Annotated in this window: 24 protein-coding genes and 1 CRISPR repeat array; of the genes, 15 read left to right on the top strand and 9 right to left on the bottom strand. The window is 35.6% G+C overall.

Annotated elements, in window-relative coordinates; genetic code table 11:
* Nucleotides 1–28 precede the first annotated feature (28 nt).
* Nucleotides 29–666: a CRISPR direct-repeat array (repeat unit 28 nt; unit sequence GTATTCCCCGCGCATGCGGGGGTGATCC).
* An 87-nt stretch (nt 667–753) separates the two neighbouring features.
* From FC81_RS11245 to FC81_RS09215, 4 genes are all read right to left on the bottom strand, one after another.
* Nucleotides 754–960, bottom strand: coding sequence for a transposase (locus FC81_RS11245; protein ID WP_338041718.1), 207 nt, complete (start codon nt 958–960; stop codon nt 754–756).
* A gap of 28 nt (nt 961–988) precedes the next feature.
* A complete protein-coding gene (locus tag FC81_RS09225) occupies nt 989–1,333 on the bottom strand; it encodes an ISL3 family transposase (protein ID WP_057746090.1) in 345 nt (114 codons plus the stop codon).
* Complete coding sequence (locus FC81_RS10945) at nt 1,330–1,500, bottom strand: helix-turn-helix domain-containing protein (RefSeq protein WP_157054783.1); 171 nt, start codon at nt 1,498–1,500, stop codon at nt 1,330–1,332. Before FC81_RS10945 ends, FC81_RS09225 begins: the two co-directional genes overlap by 4 nt.
* A gap of 1,149 nt (nt 1,501–2,649) precedes the next feature.
* Nucleotides 2,650–2,961, bottom strand: coding sequence for a helix-turn-helix domain-containing protein (locus FC81_RS09215; protein WP_057746084.1), 312 nt, complete (start codon nt 2,959–2,961; stop codon nt 2,650–2,652).
* A 409-nt stretch (nt 2,962–3,370) separates the two neighbouring features.
* Between FC81_RS09215 and FC81_RS09210 the strand changes: the two genes are divergently transcribed.
* From FC81_RS09210 to FC81_RS09165, 10 genes are all read left to right on the top strand, one after another.
* On the top strand, nt 3,371–3,757 hold the full coding sequence (locus tag FC81_RS09210; RefSeq protein WP_057746081.1) for a hypothetical protein: 387 nt from the start codon (nt 3,371–3,373) through the stop codon (nt 3,755–3,757).
* Nucleotides 3,758–3,823: 66 nt separating this feature from the next.
* Entirely contained in the window at nt 3,824–4,402 is a 579-nt protein-coding gene (locus FC81_RS09205; RefSeq protein ID WP_057746078.1) for a hypothetical protein, read from the top strand.
* A 152-nt stretch (nt 4,403–4,554) separates the two neighbouring features.
* Nucleotides 4,555–5,277, top strand: a complete 723-nt coding sequence (locus tag FC81_RS09200; RefSeq protein ID WP_057746076.1) for a DUF6287 domain-containing protein — start codon at nt 4,555–4,557, stop codon at nt 5,275–5,277.
* 123 nt (nt 5,278–5,400) lie between these two features.
* Nucleotides 5,401–8,301, top strand: coding sequence for an SEC10/PgrA surface exclusion domain-containing protein (locus tag FC81_RS09195; protein ID WP_057746073.1), 2,901 nt, complete (start codon nt 5,401–5,403; stop codon nt 8,299–8,301).
* Between the two features lie 735 nt (nt 8,302–9,036).
* The gene (locus FC81_RS09190) at nt 9,037–9,714 is read left to right on the top strand and encodes a response regulator transcription factor (RefSeq protein WP_057746071.1); all 678 of its coding nucleotides are present in this window, start codon (nt 9,037–9,039) and stop codon (nt 9,712–9,714) included.
* Complete coding sequence (locus FC81_RS09185; RefSeq protein WP_057746068.1) at nt 9,707–10,702, top strand: sensor histidine kinase; 996 nt, start codon at nt 9,707–9,709, stop codon at nt 10,700–10,702. The genes FC81_RS09190 and FC81_RS09185 overlap by 8 nt, the downstream gene beginning before the upstream one ends.
* 317 nt (nt 10,703–11,019) lie before the next feature.
* On the top strand, nt 11,020–12,945 hold the full coding sequence (locus tag FC81_RS09180; protein ID WP_057746065.1) for an ABC transporter permease: 1,926 nt from the start codon (nt 11,020–11,022) through the stop codon (nt 12,943–12,945).
* An 83-nt stretch (nt 12,946–13,028) separates the two neighbouring features.
* On the top strand, nt 13,029–13,949 hold the full coding sequence (locus FC81_RS09175; protein ID WP_057746062.1) for an ABC transporter ATP-binding protein: 921 nt from the start codon (nt 13,029–13,031) through the stop codon (nt 13,947–13,949).
* Entirely contained in the window at nt 13,946–14,689 is a 744-nt protein-coding gene (locus FC81_RS09170; RefSeq protein WP_057746059.1) for an ABC transporter permease, read from the top strand. The genes FC81_RS09175 and FC81_RS09170 overlap by 4 nt, the downstream gene beginning before the upstream one ends.
* Complete coding sequence (locus FC81_RS09165; RefSeq protein ID WP_057746056.1) at nt 14,686–15,429, top strand: ABC transporter permease; 744 nt, start codon at nt 14,686–14,688, stop codon at nt 15,427–15,429. Before FC81_RS09170 ends, FC81_RS09165 begins: the two co-directional genes overlap by 4 nt.
* A gap of 647 nt (nt 15,430–16,076) precedes the next feature.
* Here the strand turns inward: FC81_RS09165 and FC81_RS09160 are convergent.
* Nucleotides 16,077–16,988: a LysR family transcriptional regulator gene (locus tag FC81_RS09160; RefSeq protein ID WP_057746053.1), complete on the bottom strand. Its 912-nt coding sequence runs from the start codon at nt 16,986–16,988 to the stop codon at nt 16,077–16,079.
* A gap of 111 nt (nt 16,989–17,099) precedes the next feature.
* On the opposite strand from FC81_RS09160, the gene FC81_RS09155 reads away from it, so the two are divergent.
* The 3 genes from FC81_RS09155 (at nt 17,100) to FC81_RS09145 (ending at nt 20,881) form a co-directional block, all read left to right on the top strand.
* Nucleotides 17,100–18,338 carry an MFS transporter gene (locus FC81_RS09155; protein WP_057746050.1) on the top strand — a complete coding sequence of 413 codons (1,239 nt, stop codon included), beginning with the start codon at nt 17,100–17,102 and terminating at the stop codon, nt 18,336–18,338.
* Nucleotides 18,339–18,374: 36 nt separating this feature from the next.
* Nucleotides 18,375–19,883 (top strand): FAD-dependent oxidoreductase, encoded by a 1,509-nt coding sequence (locus FC81_RS09150; protein WP_057746047.1) that lies wholly within the window; start codon nt 18,375–18,377, stop codon nt 19,881–19,883.
* 371 nt (nt 19,884–20,254) lie between these two features.
* Nucleotides 20,255–20,881, top strand: a complete 627-nt coding sequence (locus tag FC81_RS09145) for a pyridoxamine 5'-phosphate oxidase family protein (protein WP_057746044.1) — start codon at nt 20,255–20,257, stop codon at nt 20,879–20,881.
* A 429-nt stretch (nt 20,882–21,310) separates the two neighbouring features.
* On the opposite strand, the gene celB is transcribed toward FC81_RS09145, so the two are convergent.
* Genes celB through FC81_RS09130 form a run of 3 tightly spaced genes read right to left on the bottom strand, consistent with a single transcriptional unit; the run spans nt 21,311 to nt 23,373 of the window.
* Nucleotides 21,311–22,657, bottom strand: coding sequence for a PTS cellobiose transporter subunit IIC (gene celB / locus FC81_RS09140; RefSeq protein ID WP_057746041.1), 1,347 nt, complete (start codon nt 22,655–22,657; stop codon nt 21,311–21,313).
* Nucleotides 22,658–22,683: 26 nt separating this feature from the next.
* The gene (locus FC81_RS09135) at nt 22,684–23,022 is read right to left on the bottom strand and encodes a PTS lactose/cellobiose transporter subunit IIA (protein WP_057746039.1); all 339 of its coding nucleotides are present in this window, start codon (nt 23,020–23,022) and stop codon (nt 22,684–22,686) included.
* A 27-nt stretch (nt 23,023–23,049) separates the two neighbouring features.
* On the bottom strand, nt 23,050–23,373 hold the full coding sequence (locus FC81_RS09130; RefSeq protein WP_057746036.1) for a PTS sugar transporter subunit IIB: 324 nt from the start codon (nt 23,371–23,373) through the stop codon (nt 23,050–23,052).
* A 242-nt stretch (nt 23,374–23,615) separates the two neighbouring features.
* On the opposite strand from FC81_RS09130, the gene FC81_RS09125 reads away from it, so the two are divergent.
* A complete protein-coding gene (locus FC81_RS09125) occupies nt 23,616–24,350 on the top strand; it encodes a MurR/RpiR family transcriptional regulator (RefSeq protein WP_083478806.1) in 735 nt (244 codons plus the stop codon).
* Between the two features lie 51 nt (nt 24,351–24,401).
* Here the strand turns inward: FC81_RS09125 and FC81_RS09120 are convergent, their stop codons facing one another.
* Nucleotides 24,402–25,841 carry a 6-phospho-beta-glucosidase gene (locus FC81_RS09120; protein WP_057746033.1) on the bottom strand — a complete coding sequence of 480 codons (1,440 nt, stop codon included), beginning with the start codon at nt 25,839–25,841 and terminating at the stop codon, nt 24,402–24,404.
* A gap of 246 nt (nt 25,842–26,087) precedes the next feature.
* On the opposite strand from FC81_RS09120, the gene FC81_RS09115 reads away from it, so the two are divergent.
* Nucleotides 26,088–26,696, top strand: coding sequence for a hypothetical protein (locus tag FC81_RS09115; RefSeq protein WP_057746030.1), 609 nt, complete (start codon nt 26,088–26,090; stop codon nt 26,694–26,696).
* Nucleotides 26,697–26,739 lie beyond the last annotated feature (43 nt).

The following is a 26,739-nucleotide window of genomic DNA, read 5'->3' as shown; positions in this document are numbered from 1 at the left end:
TTATTATTAGTTAAATCAGTTGCACTGGGTATTCCCCGCGCATGCGGGGGTGATCCCTAAAGTAGATTGCTTTTTTTGTATGAGGAAAAGTATTCCCCGCGCATGCGGGGGTGATCCCTTATATGGATATTCGCAAGTATTACGAAAAACGTATTCCCCGCGCATGCGGGGGTGATCCTAAACTAGGTCGGGGGAGTGAGATGGGCGAGGGGTATTCCCCGCGCATGCGGGGGTGATCCCATCAAACAGTATTTATGTGACGTTTTCGGCAGGTATTCCCCGCGCATGCGGGGGTGATCCCTAATGCTGCTATCACAGCTGCTATAGCTGTAAGTATTCCCCGCGCATGCGGGGGTGATCCCAAGCTTGGGTATTACTCAACCGATATTTATTCGTATTCCCCGCGCATGCGGGGGTGATCCTAGATTGTCACGTCTGAATAGCCCAAGTAATCAGTATTCCCCGCGCATGCGGGGGTGATCCCAAGTTGGACGCTTTCTTAGATTTTTTCAAAAGGTATTCCCCGCGCATGCGGGGGTGATCCCTTCGTGCCGTTGGTAATATAGTTCATACAAGCGTATTCCCCGCGCATGCGGGGGTGATCCTGACAATGAACAACAAGACGTATTTAGCGATTAGTATTCCCCGCGCATGCGGGGGTGATCCCGACAGGCTGGTATCTTAGGCGAGAATTTATTAGTATTCCCCGCGCATTTCGTCAACGGGTGTTGATGAGAAACTTTTATGGGAAAATCAATTCATTTTCGAATTGATTTTCTTTTTTATTCGAATCATAAATTCAATTCTAATTCGAGTGTAAAAATGTGACCAGTTTCTGTAGCCGTATGCTGTGCACTTAATTTGTTTGATTTTGCGATTAACCCCTTCTAGCGGACCATCCAAATAGTTGTTTGCCATCATGTTCTTAATTAATAGTAAGTATTTACGATAGGCTTTTATTGTCGTTTCAAGCTGTGGGCGGGTGCTGTTAGCTTGATTTAATGTTTGAATAATTGTGATTTCTTAAGATATCAACTAGAAAATGCGCAACGAGGTAAGTGCGTTGATTTAAATCAGAATAAGTCTTTAAAAATAAGCGCCAATGATGTTTGAGAATGCGATATTCTCGTGAATTTTGGGCGAAGTGATGCATTAATTGGACGCGGGTCTGATTCAACGCTTGGAGTCCCATTTGGACTAGATGAAAGTTATCGGCAATCATTTTTGCTTCTGGAAAGATTTTGCGAATTACAGATTGGTATTGTGCATTGAAATCAATGACTACGCGTTTAACTTTCCGGCGCGTATCACCATCGATGGCAATAAAACTCATCTGATGACCAGTGGAACGAAACTCGTCAAAGTTGGTAAGGTAAGTAAGGCGGTCTTAGTTTGAATCGCTAATGAATCAAGCACGCGATTAACCGCGACTGGTGAAACATTTAACGCCTCCGCAATATCAGTAATACTTCGATCTTTAGTAAGCCGTAAAATAATCATCTTACAGGACTGAGGCTATGAGATTTTTTTTATTTTCTTACTTGTTACACTTTAATTGTAAATTTGTCATACAAAAATCTGTCATTAGTAATAGAAAAATCTATTACCAACAACAGATATTGTAGAATCTAAACTTTAGAGAAAGTTCAGGACGCTGCAATGGCTTTTTTATTTCAATAGCTATTCAGCGTTATATACTTTAGCGCTACAATCTTATGCATCCTAATTATGCCATAAACACCTAGGATGATCGGTTGTTTAATGCCGGTTTGATTCTTAAATAACTATAAGCGCAGTAGTACCGCTGTGGATTTAAAATTTCTGGTTGATTATAATATTTTTCTTTTTAATAAAAAAGCAAGTGCTATGGCAGGTGCCAGTAAAAATACAATTAAATAAAAAAAAATTTAAGCCCGATATCACCTATAATATTGCCAGCATTGCGTGTATCCCATGTGCCTAAAGTACTCTGTGATTGAAATCTTAATTGATTCAAACTAGTATTTTTATCAAGCGTCCTTCGACTTTGATAGTTTCTTTTTTTATCCCTTTTTGCGACACAAAATCTAATATTCTTAAAAGAATAAGGAAAAATAAAGAGAACATTAATACATAAAAGTAGATCAATGTATTGTAGCGAAAAGTTTATAAAACCTGACGGCTCCATATGTAAGAAAATATAAATAAAAGTACTGTACACTATACCTATAAAAATAGAAAAAACATAGAAAAGAATGTGTTTCATAAGAATCACCTCTGTAATCATAATGTGTGTCTAGAATTATACCATGGTTTATATTTTAAATTATAAGTTAAAAAATCAAAAATAAATTATAGATTTATAAAAATGTAATATACTACTACTTGAAATGCTATAGTCAGAAATAACAAATTTTTTTAATCTTTAGTGCTTGGTTAAAGAGAAGTTAGCCATCAAGACGATTTTATAGATGTAGAGAACAGGCATGAATATTATTATAGAATAACTATAATTTAAAAAAAATATCCTAATAAATATATGCATTATCTTTATAATGTTTTTAATGTACTTTTAAAACCGGCATAGATACATAAACTATGCAGAAAAGCCGTGATGACGATATTCATCACGGCTTTTCTATACTCTCTTTTACTGCAACTCTAGCATATTTATTGTTGGTCAGTGATCCTGTTTGCACACTCAATTAGTGAAATGAACTGTAATATGCTATCCGTTTGTTCATCAGTTAAACCACCCATTTTAAATGGCAAACTGTCGGACACACTAAGTAAGTAATCTGCAGAAGTGTCTAAAATAACGCAAATTTTAACAAATGTTTCAAGAGATGGATACGATAATCCTTGTTCATACGCTGACACGGTGCCTTTACTAACATCTAATCGCTTTGACAAGGCTAACTGTGTCAGATGTTTTGACTTGCGTACTGCTTTTAACTTTTCTCCAAAAAAGTCTATGGTCATAAGTTCACCCTCACCATAGAGTAGCAAAAATATATACCTGAAATAGCATTACTAAGTACATGTAATATTGACATTTTTGTTGGAGTTTATTATTATTAACGCTGTGGATTAATTAAATAATTTATAGCATATTTTTATACTAGAAGGGAGACATAAGGCTGAAATGCTATGTTAATAACAGTTTAAAAATGAGTAATAAAATAATACATAAATAAAATATGAATGTATTTTAAATTTTATACATAAGAAGGTGCGTAATTAAGTTATATTTTTTACTTTATTAGCAAGCTTTTCACCTAGAGTAATTAATAGTGAATTAAATTAAGACTGTAATGGTTCTTTCGATTGCTTAGCGTAATTTTGATTTGATGAGTTAAGTCCGCTCATAAATGTAAATAGGAGAAAGTTAATGAATTCATTTAAAGATGCAAATGGAAAAATTAAGAAAAATTGGTTAATTGGTAGTATTGCCATAATTGTTGTAATTATTATTGTTGGTGTAATGTTGGTTCTTCCAAAGCAGCTGGATGGGAAATATTCACATACTTCTACATTTTTGTTTATCACATCAACCGATACGTTGAAGTTTGATGGAGATAAAGTCATTGAATATGCAGATGGAAAGAAAACCAATTCTGGAACGTATAAGATTTCTGGTGATAAATTGGAAATGAAAATCAGTGGTACAAATATGACCGCCAAACTTGCAGACGACAAAAAATCTTTTGTGATAAAATCTGCGGAAGGCATGTCATCTTTAGCTAAGGGATTTAAATATACTAAATCAAATAAGTAGTTGATTTTATAAGTAAAAATTGTTCTAAAGTATATTGCACTTATTAAAAGAATGGGGAAATTTATAATGAGTAAAGAGGAAATTCTAAATTATTTAGATCAGAAAAAGGCATTGACGGCTGATTTGCAAAATGCACGCCATGATTTGTATGTAGCAAATGAGAATTCTTTAGCTACAAAGAAAAAATCTAAAAAGCGCTTAATTTGGTCACTGGTTGTAATCGCTATCGTTTCAATTGTCGGTACAAATAGTATTATTAGAGCTATTTTAGAGCTTGCATGCTTGGCACTGTTGGGTTGGGTTATCGTTAAATGGATTCAACAAGGAAATCAAGCAAAAGAACAAATTAATACAGCTAACCAAAAAATTGTGGATGCGCGAAATCAACCTTCTTACATTAATGGGATGAAAGATTTTCCAGAGAAATTCTACAGCTACTGGACGATTGATCGTTTGATGCATCTTGTACAGGAGAATCGAGCAACAACGCTTCAAGATGCATTTAATGTTGCTGAGGCACAGGATTTTCAAAATGATCAACTCTCACTGCAGCAACAGAACCTTGCAGTTGCACAATCCACCAACTCTATGTCAAAAATTTCTGCTGCTGCAAATGTTTTTACGGCGTTCAATACCCGAAAATAATACAGTTTAAATCATTATCAAGGATTCTGTATTAAATTTAATTTTTAGTATGAAATTTCAAGTTATTTTTAGTAACACAAAGAGACTGTGTAGGTTTTTGGAAGAAAAAATTCTAGAATACTAAATAAATTAGAGGAAGAATATTAAAAAAGATGACTAGCAGACAATGGCGGAAAAGTATTTTGAATTTCAGTAATAGAGCTGGGATTGTTGCTATGATTGCATTGATTACTATAAGCTTGGCAGCCTGTAGCAATCAAGCTAAGCAGCAAGATAGCAAAAAAGATAAGATAACGAGCAGTAAGAATAAGACAAGCAGTACAAGACATAAAAATCAAAACAGTCAAAAGAATTTATCAAAGAAGCAGTCTGAACAAACAAGTACTAAATCGATGGATTCACAGACATCAAGCTCAACTGTAAAAAACAAAGTGGCAACTGCAACAAAACAAATGAATTTTTCTCAGATTCAGCAGGGCAATTACGAAAGCTTACTAGGTAGCTGGCAGGAGGTTGCGACTTCTGGAAACCACCATGATGGGACAGGAAGTAAATGGCAAACACCTCAAGGAACGGATGCTCTTGAAATAGCTAAAGATAAAATTACTAATGGTTCTTTGACACTGCAAGGTAATAACTTAAATGATGGAACCGCCAAACCCATAGTATTTAAGCAAAAGGATAGTTATCTGAGTGCTAATCTTGCTGATCAGAGTGTTTCGATCAACTATGCTATTTACTTTTATCCCAAAAACGTTGCCATATCTAATTTAGGTAACGTTATGCCAACATCAATTAATAATTCCAAAGACCGCATAGTAATTTGGACTAGTAACAATAGTTACACGGAAGTCTTCGAGAAAAATGCTAACTAAGTATTTTTTATAAAATATAATTAGTTTTTTGTACTATAAGATATTTTAGTTGTGTGAAATAAAAATCTATATTTAGTTTTCTATTAACTAAACGATATGCAAGTAAACATGGGGGGAAAATGTATGGTAAAAAGAGGAATCACTAATAGTAAAAAGTTAGTAACATTGACGGCGGTATCAGGAGCACTGGGCGCTGCAGCATTTAATTCCAGTACGCTGAAAGCTAATGCTGATACAGTTTCAAATCTAACAACAGCTCAATCATCGGGTCAAGCTTCATCAACAACTGACAAGAAACAACAGGCAACTGCGGAGGTGAACAAAGCTCAAACGGATTATTCACAAGCCCAAAGTGAAACTTTATCAGCTAAATCAACAGTTGAAAGTGCTAGTTCTGCTCAAACAGATGCACAAGCAAAAGTCGATCAAGCAAGTTCAAGTGTCAAAGATGCTCAAACAATTACTGATACTGCTAAAGCTAATGAATCCTCTGCAGAAAATATTCAGTCTAAGGCGCAAGATATTGCCACTGCAGCAAATACTAAGGGTGCTGTTACTGAACAACAAGAAAACGTTTCCCAGGCTCATGCCCAAACACGGGCTGATTCACAAGCTGTGTCAGATGCGCAAACTCAAGCTGACTCACAAGCCGCTAAAGTTGCAGCTATTTCATCAAGTGTTGCTGATGCTAGTTCTACGGTAACCAAAGCGCAGCAAAATGTTACTGATAAACAAAATGATTTAAATAATAAACAAAATCTTGATGTTACTAAAGCACAGCAAGATGTTAATACCGCACAAACTAAAGTTGATGATATCCAAGCAAAGGTTAATGAACAAACATCCGCACAGTCAACATTAAATCAAAAAGTGACAAACGCTCAAAAAGCTAAAGACACTGCCGATGCTAATTTGAATGACCACAACCAGAAAGTAACTGATGCGACAAATAATGTTACTAAGGCTAAAATTGCTGTAACTAATGATCAAACTAACATGAAAGACACACAAAAGCAGTTAAATGAAACAAATGCTAAATTAAATACACAGACATCGAAACAAACACTAGATGTTCCTTCTGATTTGGCATCTAAAGTAAATGAGTATAAATCAACTGGTAAATATGCTAATAGTCAAGAAGATACCGATGCATATAATAGCAATAAGTATGTAGCTAGTGATCAAGACAATGTTAAATTCGATGCATCAGTCCCAATGTCTGAAGCTGATCGTGATTATTACAACTTATTTGCTCTTGATTTGATTAATCAGGCTCGTGTTAAAAATGGTTTGGCACCCCTTGTTGCTTCACAACTTGCACGTGATTTTGCACATCAAGTATCTGACAACTATACTGCTGAAAAGTATGATTTTGCACATGATGTCGGCATGTTAAATAAGACTAGTTCACAAATGAATGTCGATTGGGTTGGCGAAAATATTTCATGGAGTAGTACTTATGACTTCTTAAACAATATGCAAGATGCTTTCCCATTGGGTTATACAGTTAATGATTTCAAACGTGATATCTATACCGCTATTAATGGTATGTTGTTAGATGATGCAAGTTCTGATTACGGGCATGCATTTAATTTCTTAAATCCAGATGCTTATTCTTATGGATTTAGCTATCGTATTGGTAATGATGGTAATTTGATTTTAAATTTTGACGGTATTTTGAATCAATCAACTGTAATTACAGATCCAACAGAAGCATTGAAAGATCAAGTTTCTCAATTGCAAATCAAATTATCAGGTCAAACTAAGACACTTCAATCAGACCAAGACAAATTAACTGCTGCTCAAAATGTATTGGCTCAACTTCAAAAAGATAATGTTCAAGCAACTGTAGATGCTGCAACTAGTGCACTTAATGATGCTAAAAGGGCATCATCATCAAATCAAGCATTATTAGCTCAATCACAGGTTCAATTGTTATCTGCTAAGAATGAATTGGCACAAGCCCAGGCTGTCTTAGCTGATGCTATGAAGAGTCAACAAGAAAAGCAAGCTGAAATTGATGCGGCTAAAGATTCTTTAGAAGCTGCTAAAAGAACTTTGAATAGTGCTCAAACAGTATTTGCTCAGAGGCAAAGTGACTTGTCGGTAGCTAAGAGTAAATTAGCTGTATTACAAGCTAATGTTGCTAAGCTGGCTGCTAAGGTCAGCCTTGATAGAAAAGCAGAGGCTGCTGCACAAACGAAGCTGAACAACTACTTGAACGCTGACCAAAATCTCGCTGATGCTAATGGTAAATTAGCACAGGCTCAAAAAGCTGTTGAAACTGCGCAAACAGCCTTAACCCAAGCTAAATCTCAGTTAATGGACGCTCAAACAGCCTTGACCCAAGCAAAAGGAAATACGGCAACGGCTCAAAAGGCTTATGATGATGCTTTAGCCAATGAACAGGCTAAGAAAACAGCTTTTACAAATGCTCAATCAGCATTAAACAAAATTGTTGCACAAGAAAAGACTGAACAAGCTGTCAAAGAAGCTGAACAAAAGGCTAAAGAAGCAGATGCTAAGAAAGCTCAAAATAGTAATCAAGCTATAACAGGTAAGCCTGCTCAAAATGTTATTCCTAGGCCAACCACTAATAATGTTAAAAATAGCAACCAAATAGTTGCCCCTGAATTAGTCAATGTTCCTAAGAGTGACCTTACTATTAATTCAAGCAACAAAAAGGTTCAAGCATTTGTGCAAACCTTGAAGAAACGTGGTTATAGTGATGAAGCTATTGAACAAGTTTTGAAAAGCAATGCAGAAGTTACTGTACCTGAAAAGGATAGCTCAAATGTTGTTGAGACTGGCTTTGAAACACAAACCCGTGCGAATAACGTAAAAAGTACGGAATATCGGCGAAGTAATAATGCACCAAAAGGGACTCTTAAGCTTAAAAAGCAGAGTATCTATCCACAAACTGGTGAAGCAACTACCCCATTTATCAAGCTTTTAGGGTTACTGATTAGTGTTGCCAGCATGGGATTGATATTCAGAAGCAGAAAAGCAAAACACTTTATGTAGTCAGCAAAGTGTTAAGATAAAAATTATTCAAGAGAATATGTAGCTAAAGTAAAACACCTAAGGCTGGGTTTAGTATCCAACCTTAGGTGTTTTATTGAATAGTCAAAAAATATTTATGCTTTTTAACGATGACAGGTTAAAGGACACGGTCAACAACTCAATGGTTGTGATAGACTAGCTACTAGTGTAGATGTTAATAGGCATTTAGGCTTTGTGCTATAATCAGATTTACGAGTGATTATTATAATTTCTCCCGAGGGAGTATTAAGGATGCCAAGCTTGGTTATAGTAGAGTTAGTTTAACGGACCGACATTTAGAGCAGTAATTAATTACTTTAAAAAGCAGTGATAAAATATTTGCTGCTGAATTAAGTAACCAGTCTAAACTGTAAAAGATGGCAACTTATATTAGTGAGAGAGATATTGTCATGATCACACTAAATTAGATTGACTAGGTAAAAAGAATCAAGACCTAACGCAAATCATGAACACTATGTTAAAACAACAGCTAACTAAGTTGACTATTGTAAATTATATTAAGCAGAAAGTAATCTTGAACTGAAATAATAAGGTAAGTATGATGGCCGTGATACTCTAAAGACGACTTTTAGTTATAAAATACTTTTAAACGTTAGCGATCAGACATGAGCAATATGGATATCGCTAAGAGTAGTAATATTAAACGGATGACTTTTATCCAACATGCAAAGATAATACTTAAATGGGGAAATAAAAATGAAAAAAATTTTTATTATTGAAGATGACCATACTATCCGTAACGAGATGGCCGAATCTTTGAGAAAATGGAATTTTCAGACAAACTTGGTCCAAGATTTTCAGAATATTGATTCTGAGATCAAGATGCAAAAACCTGACCTTATCGTTATGGATATTACATTACCATTTTATGATGGTTTTTACTGGACACAGAAAATTCGGGAATTTTCTAAAATTCCGATCATGTTTGTCTCAGCGGCAGAAATGGATCCTAATGCTGTTCGAGCTATTTCTATCGGGGCTGATGATTACCTAATTAAGCCATTCTCAATCGCGGTCTTTGTTTCAAAGATCCAAGCTATTCTACGACGAACGAATCAAAATGACCATTTAGTTGAAACTATCAACTTCAACACATACTCTTTAAATATCATTACAAATTTGCTGAGGTCACAAAATGAATCTGTTAAATTAACGACCACGGAAAGCACGATTTTAAAACTGTTATTTTTAAACCCTGACCAGGTTGTTTCTAAAAAGAAAATAATCAAATCAATCTGGCAAAATGGAGACTTTACTGATGAAAATATCTTAAATGTCAATATAAGTCGGCTGCGTGATAAATTAGGTCAAATCGGTTTAGCAGGTAAGTTAGTAACAGAATATGGTAAAGGGTATAGGTTACTGGATGATTAAAAACAACCTAAAACTTATTTTAAAAATATTTGTTTTTGAATGGCCTAACCTTGTTATTTATCTCCTCTTTTTATTTCTGTTCTATTTTATCTGTATTCTGTACAAAATAAATTTAAACGTTATCGGTGACTTGGTCCGTTACACAATAATACCGTTTTTTATGATTATTGGTTTTCAAGTATACCAAAAGTACGTCAATGCCAAATCAATTAACAAGCTGATTAGGGAAGAAAATTTTGAGCAAATTCACCTTCATGGTTTTTATGGCCGTTTATATTCCCACGCACTTCGGAATTTTATGGAGCATAAATTAACTGAAAATAGAAACCTGATTTTATCGCTAAAAAGACGAGAAGACTACTTAACCTTGTGGAGTCACGAAATGAAAACGCCACTTACCTCTTTATTGATGATTGCTGAAAATAATCCCACTGTTTCAAGTGAAGAGGTTTCCGAAAAACTTGAGTTAGTAAATTATCAGCTTAAACAACTGCTAACTTTTGATCGATTGGATGATTTTAATAATGATTTGGAGTTTGAAAAGGTCAACTTGTCCGACTGTATTAGAAAGATCATTCAGCAAGATGTTTCTTTCTTTTTATCTCACGAGGTTATGCCCAAAATCACTGTACCATCAGTAAAAATATTAACTGATTTAAAGTGGCTATCCTTTATTTTAGAACAGGTCATTATTAATGCTGTCAAATATTCGGATAAAAATGGTATTGTTCAGATCAACTTTAACGATGACACGTTAACTATTACAGATCATGGTATCGGTATTGCCAAAGCTGATCTGCCGCGGGTCTTTGAACAGGGGTTTACTGGTAGTAATGGGCGCACACATGGGGAAGCAACCGGTATGGGTCTGTATATGACTCAGAAAATCGCTAAAATACTAGATGTAAAAGTTGAAATTTCATCTACTAAAAACGTTGGTACAATATTCAAATTTGTTTTTGATCCTCAAAAAATCACAATAAAATAACAGATTGTAAGATTTCTTAATGCATTGTAACTACAAGGCTTAAGGAATCTTTTTTATACTAGGGTTGTGAAACGACTTTTAAGTGGAGAGGAAGATAAGCTTACTAAATTTAAAATATATCAAAGAGTATTTTAAACAAGCAATGAAAGTGTAGCCCAAGTATTAAAGAATAACGGTAAGCTTATACGCAAAAAGTTATTCAGTAAAGATGATAAAACTTACAACGAACTTTATTATGGTGACTAAAGTAATAATTAGTATTTTCAAAAAGTTATTAATAGGTTGATGTTCTTGGAAAATAGAGAGGAGGTTGGCTAATGATTCAACTAAAGCTTGCTTTTCATAATTTAGTTAAAAGTAAAAGTCAAAGTTTACCGTTTATCTTTTCAAATTCAATGTGGATTATGATTACGTATATATTTTTTTCAATAATTTATAATACGAATATTAAAACCAGTTCTTATGGAACTGCTGCAAATTATATTCTAAAACTGGGTTTGGTATTTGTTATCCTAATTGCTACTTTATCAATGTTTTACGCTGAACGCTTACTTAGTAAACAACGAATGCAGGAATTGGGTCTGTACAGCATGCTTGGTCTGACAAAACGTCATCTTTGCCAAATTATTGTATTAGAAAATAGCTTGTTTTACATGATCTGTATCATTATTGGCAGTATCTTAGGTATAACTTTTTCAAAATTGGCTTTTATGAGTTTGAAATTTCTTGTGGGGGCTACCGCACTCCAGCAAAGCTTTACGTTATTGCCTTTGGTATATGTTGCCATCGTTTTTGCTGGCATCTTTATATTGATCATTCTCTTTGATTTCTGGGAATTAAGAGAGGTTGACCCAATTAATTTATGGGCTAAATCTTCCCAATCTGAAAAAGAGCCAAAATCACATATCTTACTCTCGGTTTTAGGCATTATCATTTTGTTGATTGGATACTACATTTCAGCAACGGTTAAGCCAACCGGAGCTGCATTTGGGCAATTTATTATCGCTATTGTTTTTGTCGTTATTGGTTCATATTTAGTGTTTATTACTACAAGTATTAGTTTGCTTAAAGCACTCAAAAAGAATCGAAAATATTATTATAAGTCTAATCATTTTATCTCAGTTTCAAACATGCTTTATAGAATGAAACAAAATGGCGCGGGATTGGCTTCAATCAGTTTATTGTGTACATCAATTCTAGTTGCCTTAATTGCGGCGGTATCACTAGTTACAGGACAAAAAACTTTGATTAGTTTTTGGAGCCCACGAGACATCCAAATTGTATCTAAGAACCCATTTTCAATAACTGAGAAAAAGACGATATATAGGTTTGCGAATAACTATCAAGTTACTATAAGTCAACCGCAAACGGTGATGGTTACAACACCTGTTATGGGTGCCTTGTCGGGCAACCAGTTCAAACCACAATTCAATACTAAAACTGAATATACATTATCTTCACTTGATCTTAAACAATATAACCATCTTCAAAACACCAATTATCATTTGAAAAGTAATGAAATATTGGTATATATGCCTAGAAGTAACTATTCACGACGCGATTTGAAGATTCAAGGAAGAACTTATAAAGTTAAACCGGTTAAAAAGTTTAACGGATCATTTGTTTATAGTCGCACTATCTATAAACCCATTTTTATTGTAGCTGCCAACAAAACAATTGCCAAGCAACTTAACCCTCGTCCTTACGTTTATGCTCAAGGGTTTGATACCCATGGAACTAAGCGGCATCAAAAGCAGTTTGCAAAAGCCATTCAAGTAGCTCTAAATATAGATCTAGATAACTTTACCTCAAAATATGTCACAGGGGAACTCTTAAAAGCAATGTTTGGCAGCCTACTTTTTACGAGTATTTTAACCAGTATCATCATGATTGGTGCAACAAGCATGCTTATCTATTATAAGCAGGTTTCTGAAGGATACGCAGATAAAGATAACTATCAGATTATGAGTGAGATCGGACTGAGCAAAAATGAAACTAAGAAAGCTATCCGAAGTCAGGTGTTAACGGTTTTCCTGCTTCCAATTATTGGAGCGATCCTTAATTTGGTATTTGCCTTACCGGCAATCAAAAGCGTACTAACAATATTCTCAATGTATGATTTGAGGATCTTATTAATTGTTGTTCTCATCATAGGCTCGGTACTGATTATCAGTTATATGGGTATTTATTTAGCAACAACGATTATTTATAGACGGATTATTGAGAACTCATCAACTATTTAATGTGAGTCATAAAAGTACGCCAATAGATAATTGTAATCTGACATTAGCTTTAAAATGAATATAATATTGGGAGGTTATAAGAAATGACAAATGAAACTAACTACATATTGGCAACGGATCATCTTGCAAAAAAATTCGGTAAACAGGAAGTATTGCATGATGTTTCGCTGAAGATCGCGCCAGGTGATATCTATGGGTTCTTAGGTGTTAATGGGGCTGGTAAATCAACTACTATGAAGCTCTTATTGGGGCTATTACAACCAGATGCTGGAAACATCGAGATTTTTGGTCAGGCACTAAATACTAATAGGAATGAAATTTTAAAACAAATTGGTGCTTTAATTGAAGAACCATCTTTTTACCCCAACTTAACTGGTGCTGAGAATCTAAACCTAATAAAGAACTTGTTGGAATTACCGGCCAAAAATGTTGATAAGGTGCTTAAAATTGTCAGCTTAGAGAATGCCAAAGATAAATTAGTCCAAAATTATTCTTTAGGTATGAAACAGCGATTAGCAATTGCGATGGCATTGATCAAATTTCCAAAATTACTTATTCTGGATGAACCAACTAATGGGTTAGATCCTGAAGGTATGCACCAGATGCGTGAATTGATCAAAAGTTTGCCAACTAAGTATGGTATTACAGTATTGATCTCTAGCCATTTATTATCTGAAATGTCTCAAATGGCTCATACGGTAGGAATTATAAAGGATGGGAATCTGATCTATCAAGGGAGTATGGACTCTTTGACAGGAAAGCAAAAATACTTTTTGAAAACTGATAATAAAGTTATTGCAAAACAGATCGTTGCAAAGTATACGGGGACTGATATTCTAGAAAGTCAAAGTCATGTTCTGACTTTTAACTTAGGCGATCCGCAGTTAACTGCGTCTATTATCAAAGCACTTGTAAACGCAGGTGTCAGTGTGTATTCGCTTTATGGTAAAAAGAAGTCATTAGAGGATGTTTTTCTTGATTTAACGGGAAGTGCGGACAGATGAAATATTTAGAGAGCGAATTTTATAAAAATAAACGGCGTAACTTCTGGATGGCAATTGCCGGGTTGTTCTTATTCTCACTAGTCTGGGGTGGTATAACGACAAACGTTCAATTAATTAGACGCCCAACTCAAATATTAGAAACTACCATATTTAATATGCTAACCATTAATAACTTAATATTTCCTTTTTTAATCGCATTATTAACTGTGCGTTTGGTTCAGCCCGAGCATGACAATAAAATGTTTCAAGTTCTAATCCTGAATGGTGAACAACCCTGGACGCTATTTTTAGCTAAGCTAACTGCAAATATGCTGGTACTTTTAGGCGGGATTTTACTACAAACATTGATGATCATTGTGTTCATTATACTTAAGGGGGCAGCGTTGACACCGTGGAGTAGATTATTGCTTTTTTTGGTTCCGCTCATGATTAGTGGTCTAGTTATTTCAGTAATTCAATTAGGCCTTGCTTTTTACTTCAAGAAACCAACAATTCCACTGTGTTTAGGTTTAGCAGGTAGCTTTTTAAGCCTAATTACTTCTGGCTTTTTACCTAAGTGGATAACAATTTTCATTCCATGGCAGTATGTCTCCGTGCTGAATCCATTATCTATTGGAGCAACTGGTCTCCAATACTCTAATATCTGGCTTTTTTACCTAGCCCTAGTTATGTTGATCGGTCTTTTACTGATTTTAATAATTAGAAATAAGATGAAGAATAAAAAGAAGGTGGTTCTATGAATCTGGCAGTCAAAAGTGAATTGTTAAAATTGAAACGACTGCATTTACCATTAATTATTATTGCAATTAATGCTCTAGCTTTTGTAATTGGTTCTCTGCTGTACTTTCAGAACCAAAAAGTCTTTGCTGCTTACCATACCCAATGGTTTGCACTCTGGAGTGAAACAGGTTTGTTCTCCTCGCAGGTCTTTTTACCAATTCTTTTAGCTATCGTAACAGCTATCGCAATTCATTCTGAAAAAGAGCGAAATAATTTTGCCCGAATGGCTTCTTTGCCAGTTATGGCAAAACAATTCATTATTGCCAAGTTTTTAATGTTAGCTGTATTGTCTGCATTAAGTCTGGGTATTTATGTCGTATTTTTCTATCTGGTGGCTCTAAGTGGACATTTGCCTAGTACTCATAACCTATTTATCTTTGTGGCTTGGGCTATTCTTGGATGGATGGGGACTCTACCTATTTTGGCAATTCAATTGTGGCTCTCTATCCAGCGTAAAAATTTCACAACGCCGATTATTATAGCGCTGATTCTTAGCCTGATGAGCTTTGCACTGCTCGCTGTCGAGCCCTTTTTACTTAAACTATATCCATTTGCTCAAATTATGATTGGTTTACACGCACGAAGTTACGTCGGCTTAAATCCTTTAGAGTTTTTACTGTTCTTTGGAGTGGTTCTTTTGTTTACAATCCTTGGCTTAATTTTGAGTATACATAGTTTGAGAAAGTTAGGGTTTGAGTAGTTCCAATGCTTTATTGCTTACTGTCTAAATTATAGAATATTTTGCTTGAAAATTTTTTTATAATTTGGTAAGTGTGACATTCGTAAATATTACTCTTTGAATTAGATTATCAACTATTTTTTTAAGAGTTATATTTCTGTTTTTGATAATTAAAAGTCTAACATAACGCGCAAGACACATTTGTTATTTATTTTGAAGGCTCAGTTCTTATAACACACTAGTTAATTTACGATATCGATATTTTGGAGTATACTCGGAAGCTTGTTGCTGCATTCCATTGGTAGCGGAACGATTTGATCATTGTCAAGTAAGCATCTAGAATGATTCTTGGCATAACAATACGTGTTATGTGAAAGGCTTAAGGACTAATTTAATTAAAACTTGAAATTCCGATCTTAACTCAGTCACTAACACCGCGAGGCCTTTTGTATTGGTTTTCTCCGTTATCAAAATTTTGAGATTGATATTTAGAAGTAGAAAAGCAAAAAAACTTATGTAGTAAAGAATAAAATTTTAGAATAAAAAACTAGCTGAAAGAACATATTTTTATGTTCCTGCCGCTAGTTTTTGATTTTACGTCAAAAGCCTTATGGATACTTGAATTTTAATCTGAAACTATTACTAGCTAGTAACATCCGTTATACCGTTTACCAATTTTGCTTCTCAAAATTAACGGCTTGTTTGAAAGAAGTAATTACATTTTCAAAATAAGCCTTATTGCTTGTTTCTCTAAGGTAACCAATACTGTAATTAATAGATATTGCTACATCTAACTTAACATAATTAACGTCGTTGCTAGCGGGATTGTAAAGAAAACTAGGGACGATTCCAATTACTTTATTGGCTGCTGCATAAATCTCCAGACTTGAAGAATCATAGATGGGTGTAATATCAAGATTATTATATTTTGTATTCAATTCGTATTTAAGGTTGCTGATAGCAGGAATTGATTCATTGCCTTCCCAAATAAGAATTTTTTGCCCTGATAATTGCGCTAAAGTAAGATACTCATTGTTGCTAAGGGGGTTTCGTTTAGAAATCACAACCGAAAATCCTCCAGTTAACAATGCTGTAGAGGCTAGGTCCTTCTGTTTGAAAAACAAATCATCTTGAAAGAGTTGAAAATCATAGTGTTTATTAACTAATTCATCAATAATTTTCTTATTACCATTAGGATCAGTGAAAACTAGCTGCACATCATAATGATACTTTCGTTTTAAATTTGAAATTAACTTAGGCAAATAGCTTTTTTCGAATGAGATGTCAGAAAAACCGACTTTAATGGTAATGATATCACTGAGATCGTTATTCCGAATATTACCAATAGCTTCGGCGACAATAGAGTCTACCGTAAGCATTTTATTCCAGAAATAATTCCCATTGGGGGTCAAAGATACTTGATGATGGCGATATTCAACTAGTTTGACTTTTAATTCTGTTTCTAATTTTTTTATATTTTTTGAAACTGCAGGTTGAGACATAAAGAGCTCATCTGCAGTTTTACTATAATTTAAAGTTCTTCCCAATGATAGGAAGCAGGCAATTTGTGTAGTATTCATGTTTTCCTCTATTCCAAAAAGTTATAGTGGTATTCTAACCGCTTTCAGCCATTACGTCCAGAATCAGGTAGTATTCTAAGTGTAAGAAACTTCAAGAAGGGAAGTGAAAAAATGAAATCAAAAAAAACTAATTTTCGTCCATGGGTGGTCATGTTGGCAATTAGCTTGATTTCAGCTACATGTTTAGGATCAAGTATGGTTTTAATGGGATCGTTTTTGGGTTCAATTAGTGAAGCAACTCATGTTTCAATTGCAATTGTTTCATACTATTATACAGTATTAGTTTTGATTATGGCACTTATGATGCCAGTAGTTCCGAAAGCTTTGGCTAGTGTCAACAATACAGTTATTTATTTGATAGCAACAATCGCAATCACAATTAGTCTTATCCTAATAGGTCATGTTACCCAGATTTGGATGTTTTTCGCCATTGCGGTGATTATTGGAGTCGCAATTTCATTTATGAACTTTGTACCAGTTGGAATTTTAATTGATAACTGGTTTAATGAGAAAATTGGGTTGGCAATTGGCATTTGTTGGGCAATTACTTCGGCTTTTCAAGGAATCATGAGCCCAGTATTATCGGTATGGATAGGTTCAGTGGGTTGGCAAGAGGCCTTAAATACTTTAGCAATTATAGTTGGAATTTTGAGTATTCCATGCTCATTTTTAATTAAGTTCACGCCAAAGTTAGCTTGTTCACATGCTTTTGGTAAAAAGCAGGGAGAGATAGCTGAAGTTGAAAAAACTCAAGTTTCGACTAAAGTAATATTGCACAGTACATCTTTCTGGATCGTAACTTTGTTAATGTGTCTTTTGCAATTTCCAGCGGTCTTGAATCAAATGTTTCCAACTTATGTAGCAGCTGTTGGTTTTAAAACAACTATCGGTGGTTTTATGGTTACAGCAGCTATGATTTTTGATATTTTTCTTAATCCGTTGGTTGGAATAACAGGTGATAAATTTGGAGCCGAAAAATCAAGTATTGGTTGGATGTTTGTAGGACTTGGGTCACTCGGAATGTTAATACTAGCAACTAACATTCATTCTGCAGGTCTAGCAATAGCGGCTGCTGGAATTAATGATATTATCTATGTTTTCCTAGGAACTGGGATTACAGCCTTAGCACAGTCAATTTTTGGATCAAAAGCTTTTGCTAAAGGGTTTTCTTTGGTAGGTTCATTTTCTTTTATAATTGGAGCCTTTGCAATGCCAGTAAATAATTTAATTGTAGAGAAGTTTGGTGGCTTTAATGCCGTTTACGTTTTCTTTGGAATTTTAGTATTGGCTTCAATAGGATTAATTATACTTGGAGGAAAGAATCACTTTGAAGATAAAAGGGCGGCTTAGTAGATAGACTATAAATGTCAATGATGGAGGAAAATCATGGAAAAAGAATATGATGTGGTTATTATTGGTGCAAGTAATGCCGGTGGGTTTGCTGCAGCAGCAGCAGCCGAAAAAGGTGCTAAAGTATTGATGATCGACAAGATGAAAAGTGCGGGGTACTTATACCGTGATACTATTGCTTCAATCGGCAGTAAGGCACAGAGAAAAGCTGGAGTTGAGATTGATAAGCAAGAGTTAATTAATTTTTTAACTGAATTTGCGCAAGATAATGTTGACCAACGTTTATTAAACACTTGGGTTGATAATAGCGCCGAAACGATTGATTGGCTTGATGAAAAAATTTTACGACCACATGGAGCTCACATTCAGGCTACACCAGATGCCTATTATGAATCAGCCATGAATAGGTCTTTTCCAACAGGTAATGAAGTTACCAATTCTGACGGTACTTACTGGGAATCAGGTTATGGCAACTGGGTTCTTGATGAGATTAAAAAGTTGGGAGCAGAACTTCGTTGGCAAACTAAGTTGCAAAGTTTGGTAGTCATAGATGGAAAAGTTGTAGGAGTAAAAGTTGAAGATCTTCCCACAAAGCGGAGTTATAAGATTAGTGCTAAAAATGTTATTATTTGTACTGGCGGTTATGGTTCAAATCTTGCTCTGATGCAAAAGTGGAACCCGATGGGACTTAAAACGAATGTTTATAGTGATAGTATGCGTGATGATGGGTCAGGTATTGTAGCCGGTCTAAAGGCTGGGGCTGCCAAAGATGAAGAAGCAGCTTCTATCGTTTTTAACCGTGCTGCTGTTCCGGTTGGTGCAAATGCTCGAGATATGTATGAAATTGATATGACTCCGCCGGATGATCCTGCCTATCTCTGGTTTGGTAGTTACCCATTCTTACGTGTAAACCTTGAAGGGGAACGCTTTTATAATGAAAGTTCACCATATCAGTTTGCGATGCATGCAGCTGCTCGTCAAACTGGTTATATGCAGGCAATGATCTGGAATGAAGATGTTATGGATGATGAACATTTGAAGGCTGTGCACACCTTGGGGTGTTCTCGTCTTGGATTCCCAGGCATCTGGACTGCGGAAGAAGGACGTGAACAAATTGCTGGACTGATTAAAGAAAATTTAGTTCAGAAGGCAGACAGTATTGAAGAATTAGCTGATAAGTTGAACTTACCAGTTGCAACTTTGATAAAAACAGTTAGCCGTTATAACGATCTTTGCCACAAGGGTAAGGACGAGGATTTTGGCAAAGAAGCTTATCGTATGCTCGCAATCGATCAAGGACCTTACTATGGGGCCTTCATGAGTGGCCGACTCTTAGCAACTCTCGATGGACTCAGAATTAATACTAAGATGCAGGTTTTACGTGAAAATGGTGAGGTAATTCCGGGACTATATGCAGCTGGTAACTGTTCAGGCGGTTTCTTCTGGGGAGCATATCCAGACCATGTTCCAGGATTAACGGCTAGTCATGCGCAAACATTTGGACGTTTAGCAGGTAAGTTCGCAGCAACAGCTAGTCAAGATTAATTTTAACAAAGGAATAATGTGATAACACTCTTAAAAAATTTCTCTACGATTGGATATCAAATCTAATCGTAGGGGTTTTTCTATATTAATATTGAAGAATCTAAACTTAGTAAGGGTTGCTTATAAAGAATGATTGAAGTTGTATATAATTTGGAGAGGAACGTGTACGTCTCTCTGTAGAAATGTTATTTTCAAACTAAAATTTTTAAGTTGCAACTTTAAAAATACCTGTCTGTTCAGTATTTTTTTTATGAAAAGCAATCAACTATTTGCTACAATTAATTTTGTAAATTAATTAGTAGTGAGGCAGCAAAGCTTTCTAATTTTTAGTGGCTAGTAGGATTGGGTGGATTTAAAAAGAAGGTAATAGTATGTATGTAAAAAGGTTCGTACAGCTGTTTTTAATATTTTTACTGACAATTTTTATGTCAATGCTGTTTATTTCCCTCTTTGGAATTAGGGGATATTTTATGCAGTCAGTTGTTCTAACTTTAGTGGGTTATATTATTTTGGTGATACCGTTGACCATCCTGACTATTCTTAAACAGCGTAAGAAATTTAACGTTGAAGGAACTAATGAGAATAATAGTGAGTTTAAAAATGTTTTAAGCAAACTTGATAATATCATAATTTTATCGACGCTTTCCTCAAATAATGTTATAAGTTCAAGTATTATTACTTTTAAGCAGTCTAGAGCTAAAGAGAATGTTTTTTATATTATGTCTGATAGTAAAGCAAATCGTGTTAGAAATATTGAGCAAAATGGAACGGCATCGTTAGCTACCTGGTTTGATGAAAAAAAGGGAATAAGAATTAGTTCAAATAAGATCAATGCAGAAATCGTTGAGGATGCTAAAAAGTCTGCTGAAATTGCGGCACACCCAGAGATAAAAGAATTGTCAGATGATTTAAAAAACAATACTCTTATTAGATTAACTATCAAATCAGTTTTGATCGAATCCTTTCAAACTAAGCCCTTAGTAATAACTTTTTTATAGTTAATACGGGTCTATTTAATGATAATAGTTGTTTTAGCTACCTTTTTTGTACAAAGGTCAGTAATGATAGGCCAAGTGATCATAAAAAATTGTATGGCTAAACTTTCAGACAACTCGTTGAGCTTTTTTCATCTATCGGGATGATTTATTGTAGGAATAATTAGTTAAGAATATTTTATACTCTCAAATGATGTTATTTAAATACACACTATGAGTAAATTTTGATATGTTTTATTTGAAAAAAGGGGGACGGAGCCTAGTAAAAAGCAACTGTCAACTATCAGTTGATATTTCAAAAGATGAAAATAAAGCTATTTTACCGTTAAGTCTTTTTAGATTTGAGTTAGTTTAATTACTTAAAAGAGTGGTTATCAACTATTAGTTGATAACCACTCTAATTAGAATATATGAAAATGATTGCTACAATACTTATTCCTTAGCTGCTGCTTCTTGTTCTTGTTTTAGTAAACTACGATCGTAGTATCTAATGAATGGATACCAGACTACAAAAGCAGCTGCTGCACAGATAAATGCGAGGATAGCACCTTGCCAACTAGTGGTAGCAGTGAAACCACCCAACCCAATAGGTGTTGGCCATGGCTGTTGAATAATAATTTTGTGAACAAAATTAGAACTGATCGCAAAGTAACCAATACCACCTGAAACTAGCGGTGCAAAAACAAAAGGAATGAAAAGTTTGACGTTATACACGATTGGCAAGCCAAAGATCAAAGGTTCATTGATGTTAAAAATAGCTGGAACGATCTCTGCTTTGCCGATTTCACGTAACTGAACTGACTGAGATCTAGTAACTAACCAAATAGCTACGCCTAGAGTAGCGCCTGAACCACCGAGAAGAACGAAAGCATTCAATGGATCACCAGCGAAGAAATGGTTTGCTCCTTTAACATTGGCAGCCATATTTGCCAGCACGATAGGTGTGTAGAAGGAACTAACGATCGTTGCACCATGAATGCCAAACCACCAGAGAAAATGAATCAAGAAAATAATAATTAGGAATCCCCACCAAGAGTCAGCAATGTTGCTGACGAATGAAAATGGAATATAGAGAACCTTAAAGATATCAGTTTTAACAAAGACTAGAAGGAGATTAAGTATTGCGATTACAAATGCGACACAAAAACCTGGAATCAAAGCACTAAATGAATTAGAGACACCTGCAGGCACTGAAGCAGGCATTTTAATCGACCAATTATGTTTAATAGTGAAGCGGTAGATCTGAACTGTCAGCCACCCGACAACGAGACCAGTAAAAATTCCAACTGCTCCAATACGTGTAACACCTGAGGCCGAAACAGCGTAACCGCCACCGATAATGTTAGCTTTATCCAATGTTTGGACAAACTGGACAGTACTATTTTGCCAAACTAGCTGTGGAACTGTGATAAACATGGCCATTAAAAACATCAATAAGCCGTTTAGTGGATTTAAGTTAAGGTGTTCTTCTTCTTGGTAAATCTTAGTATAGCTATAAGTGAAAGTTCCTGCAAAAATTAATGCTAAGATTCCCATTGTTGAATTATAAACTACTTGGAATAAGCCGTTAAAACGGCCTAGCGTATCTGCATACAGGCCTGAAAAACCAGGAATTGGAAAAGCTTGGGGTAAAACTTGCAAAATTAAAAAGATAGCTCCGATAATAGAAAAAGCAATAACACTGTACCCAGCTTCCATAATCGCGCGAACAAAACGCGACCCGGAAAATTTGCCGACCATATTGGTCATTTTCTCTTTGAATGTATCAGAATTATTCATCAGACTAACGCCTCTTTCCGCAAGATTTAGATTTTCTTAGTTGCAACCAACTTTTTATAAACACTAATTAACTCTTGAGCTAGATCAATAAACGTAATAGCTGTCATTAAATGATCTTGAGAATGCACGGTCAACAAGGTTAGCTGTGTATGGTGCCCATTCGCTTCTGCCGTTAACATTTTTGTTTGCATATTGTGAGCCTCAACCAATGCATGATTGGCTTCGTCAATTTTTGCTTGTGCAGCGTCAAAGTTATCACTGTGAGCAGCATGAATTGCCTCCATTGCTAATGATTTAGCATTACCAGCATTAGTAATGAGACCCATCGCCTGCATTAATTGTTGTTCTTCGTTGTTGTCAGCCATCGAACCATCCTTCCTAAACTATGTCATTTAGTCAATCAATTTCAAACCTTGTTCTAAAACTTTAGCACCGTTCATCATGCCATAAGCTTGCATATCAATGACATCGACCTTGATGGACGTATCCGCAACTTTTTTCTTAATATTATCCAGCAAGTAACGAACCTGAGGTCCTAATAAGATACTATCAACCTTTTCCTGTTTTAACTTCTCATCAACTTCGGCAGCTGGACAAGCAAAGATTTTTACATCGATATTCTTTTCACTAGCAGTATCCTGCATCCGTTTGACTAACATGCTTGTACTCATCCCAGCAGCACAGCATAACATAATGGTTTTTGTTTCTTCGCTCATAATTATCTCCTCCTAGCTAATTTTAAAATCTGTATATATAGAACGATAAAATTTTATTTCTTAGCACACATGCCTTTGTTTAACTAAGATTATTATAGCAATTATTGTAAGCGCTAACTAGAGTTACTGGCTAAACGGTTACATTTTTCGGAAAATGTAACAAATTGTAACTTTGTATTTTTTAAGTTATTATTTTATAATTTAAGCACTATGCACTTTAAGAAAGGGTTTGGATAAAATAAATGATTGATTTGAAAACCTTTACACCAACGGAAATTATAATTTATAATTATTTGATCGCACATCCTGATGAAACGATCAAATTAAGTATTCGGCAGTTAGCGGTTACGATACACGTTTCTTCGGCATCTATTATTAGGTGTATCAAGAAAATGGGGTATGATAGTTTTTATGAATTTAAGTTTGATCTGAAACAAAAGAAAGTAATAATGCGAACAAATAAATTAGCGGCAAACTATGATACAGAAATTATTGATTTAGCGCGTGAATTTTTTAATCGTTCCTTATTACAGCAATATTCTAATGAATTAGTTGCCTTTAAGAAGCTTATTACTAATACGAATAATGTCTTCTTTTTTGGTATTGGAACTTCAGGTATTTTAGCGCAATATGGTGCACGCCAATTTGCTAATTTTGGTGTTAATTCGGTTTACAATGTAGATCCATTTTACCCACTGCCGCAAGAAGTTCAGCACGACACTGATCAAATTGCTATTATGTTATCTGTTAGTGGGGAGACTGCTGAAATCGTTAATCGAGCGATTAGTTTAAAAGGAGAGAGCTTTCATATTATTAGTATTACAGATAATAATTACAGTACTTTGGCGAAGATCTCTGAGATTAATTTTTCGTATAATGTTAAACCAGAGGTTATCAAGCAGACTTTGAATATCACGACGCAAGCCCCAGTCGTCTTTGTTTTAGAGCTTTTAGCCCGTAATATTGGGCGACGGTAACATCAAAAAGACGACCTAAAGTGTTTACCACAGTTGGTCGTCTTGTAATACTTAACCTAAATTTTTACCATTTGTTGCAATAACTTTTTGATACCAATAAAAGGAATCTTTTTTTAGACGTTTATTACTCCCATTACCCTTATCATCACGATCAACGTAGATAAAACCATAACGTTTAGACATTTGGCCAGTTCCAGCTGAAACAAGGTCGATACAACCCCAAGGGGTGTAGCCGATTACTGGGACACCGTCTTTTTCGATCGCGTCTATCATTGCTTGGACATGTGCTTTCAAATAGGCGATACGGTAATCATCATGAATTTTGCCTTCAGCTGTAACTTCATCTTTAGCACCTAAACCGTTCTCAACGATCATTAGTGGTTTATGGTAATGGTCAGCTAACCAATTCAAGGAGTAGCGTAACCCTAAAGGATCGATTGGCCAGCCCCAGTCACTTGCTTGGAGATAAGGATTTTCTTGTGCTGCTTCAGGCCCGACAAAATGAAATTCAGGATTATTTTCTTGGGCAGCAACAGTTGCTGAATTGTAGTAGCTGAAACCGATGTAATCAACTGTTCCTTCTTTGAGGACGACCCGATCTTCTGCAGTAATATCCGGACGAAAACCATTAGTCTGGAAGAAAGCTTCCATGTGTCTTGGATAACACCCGAGTGCATGAACGTCAGCAAACCAATAACGACGCTGCATGGCTTTTAAAGCTTGAAAATTATCCTCTGGTTTGCACGTTGCTGGGTACAGCGGTGAAACATTCAGCATGCAGCCAATTTCAAAGTCTGGATTAATCTCATGGCCAATCTTGACTGCAAGGGCGCTAGCAACCAGCTCGTAATGGGCGGCTTGATACATCAACGCTTCACTTTTAGGGTCATCTGGTTCGAGGACTAACCCAGAGTCAGTAGCCATTAGAAATTGTTCCGTGTAAGTGGTTTGGTTATTGATCTCGTTAAAGGTCATCCAATATTTAACTTGGTTCTTGTAACGTTTAAAAACAGTGGTGGCAAAGCGGATAAAGAAGTCGATTACACGTCGGTCACGCCAACCACCATATTTCTGGACTAAATGATAAGGAATCTCAAAGTGTGCTAATGTGATAACAGGTTCGATACCGTACTTATGGCACTCTGCAAATATATCGTCGTAGAATTGCAAACCGGCTTCATTGGGATGGTCTTCATCACCTTGGGGGAAAATCCGTGCCCAAGCAATCGATGTTCGGAAACTCTTAAAGCCCATTTCCGAGAATAGCTTAATGTCTTCTTTATAGTGATGGTAAAAATCGATTGCTTCATGGTTGGGGTAGAAGCGGTCAGGCTGAACACCATCAGTAATCTGACGGGGAACACCATTTGCTCCTGCCGTCATTACATCAGCAATACTTGGCCCCTTTCCATCTGTTTGCCATGCGCCTTCTAATTGGTGAGCTGCAACTGCTCCACCCCATAAAAAATCTTTGGGTATTGAATATGTCATCTAAGTCGTCTCCTTCTTATTGGATTTTCTATAAGTATAACGTATTTTTGGATGCGCTAACATTAATGGAGACAGAATAGTTACAGTAACTACACTAAAGTAATATGTTACAATTCTGAAACAAGACCTTTCTTAGGGCAGGTTAGCTGATTTATGACACATAAGATTTGACATTTTTTAGAAATAAATTTAACCTAAAAAGAGTAATTATTATCAGAATCCAATAATTAGTAGGAGATGTCTTTTTTGAAAAAGGGTTTATTAGCAGTTACAGCAATATTATTAAGTTTCTCATTGGCAGCATGTTCCAGTTCTAATAACAAAGACTCAGCTTCTTCAAGTAGTAAAGCTAAATCTACTAGTGTAAAGAAAACTGTGGCACATAAGGCAACTAGCAAAAAGCATTCTGAGTTAAAGACCAGTTCGTCAAGTGCCTCAAGTGCCTCAAGTGCCTCAAGTGCCTCAAGTGCCTCAAGTGCCTCAAGTGCAAGTTCTTCGGTTGCTAGTACTGCTAGCAGCAGTTCGTCTTCTTCCAGTGTTTCAAGTTCATCATCATCAGCTGTTAAACCGATCGATTTTCAAGAAGCATCAAGCTTAATTCAAAAGGGCGGTTTTACAGACTTTCAAGCTGAAAATGCAGAGAGCTTTTCTGAAGGCAGCCATCAATTATCTAATGGTGGTTTTGAGATGGATACCTACCCAGGTGCAAAGGGGAAGGATATTTTTACCTTAACCCCGCAATCAGATGGAAGTGTTAAGATCACTGCAGCGTATGGTAGCGTTGAGACAGGAACATTTGTGCCATTTAATGACCAGACAACTTATGGGCCCTCATCAGCAGTTGTGCAGCGTTAAACCTAGAGACTGATTAGTAAAGGGCCAAGTCAACCTTTTGACT

Origin of the sequence: Liquorilactobacillus capillatus DSM 19910 (genome assembly GCF_001434915.1) — a bacterium.
Lineage (GTDB): Bacteria > Bacillota > Bacilli > Lactobacillales > Lactobacillaceae > Liquorilactobacillus > Liquorilactobacillus capillatus.
The sequence above is the reverse complement of the archived record's forward strand: the minus strand, read 5'-3'. Positions and strand labels throughout refer to the sequence as shown.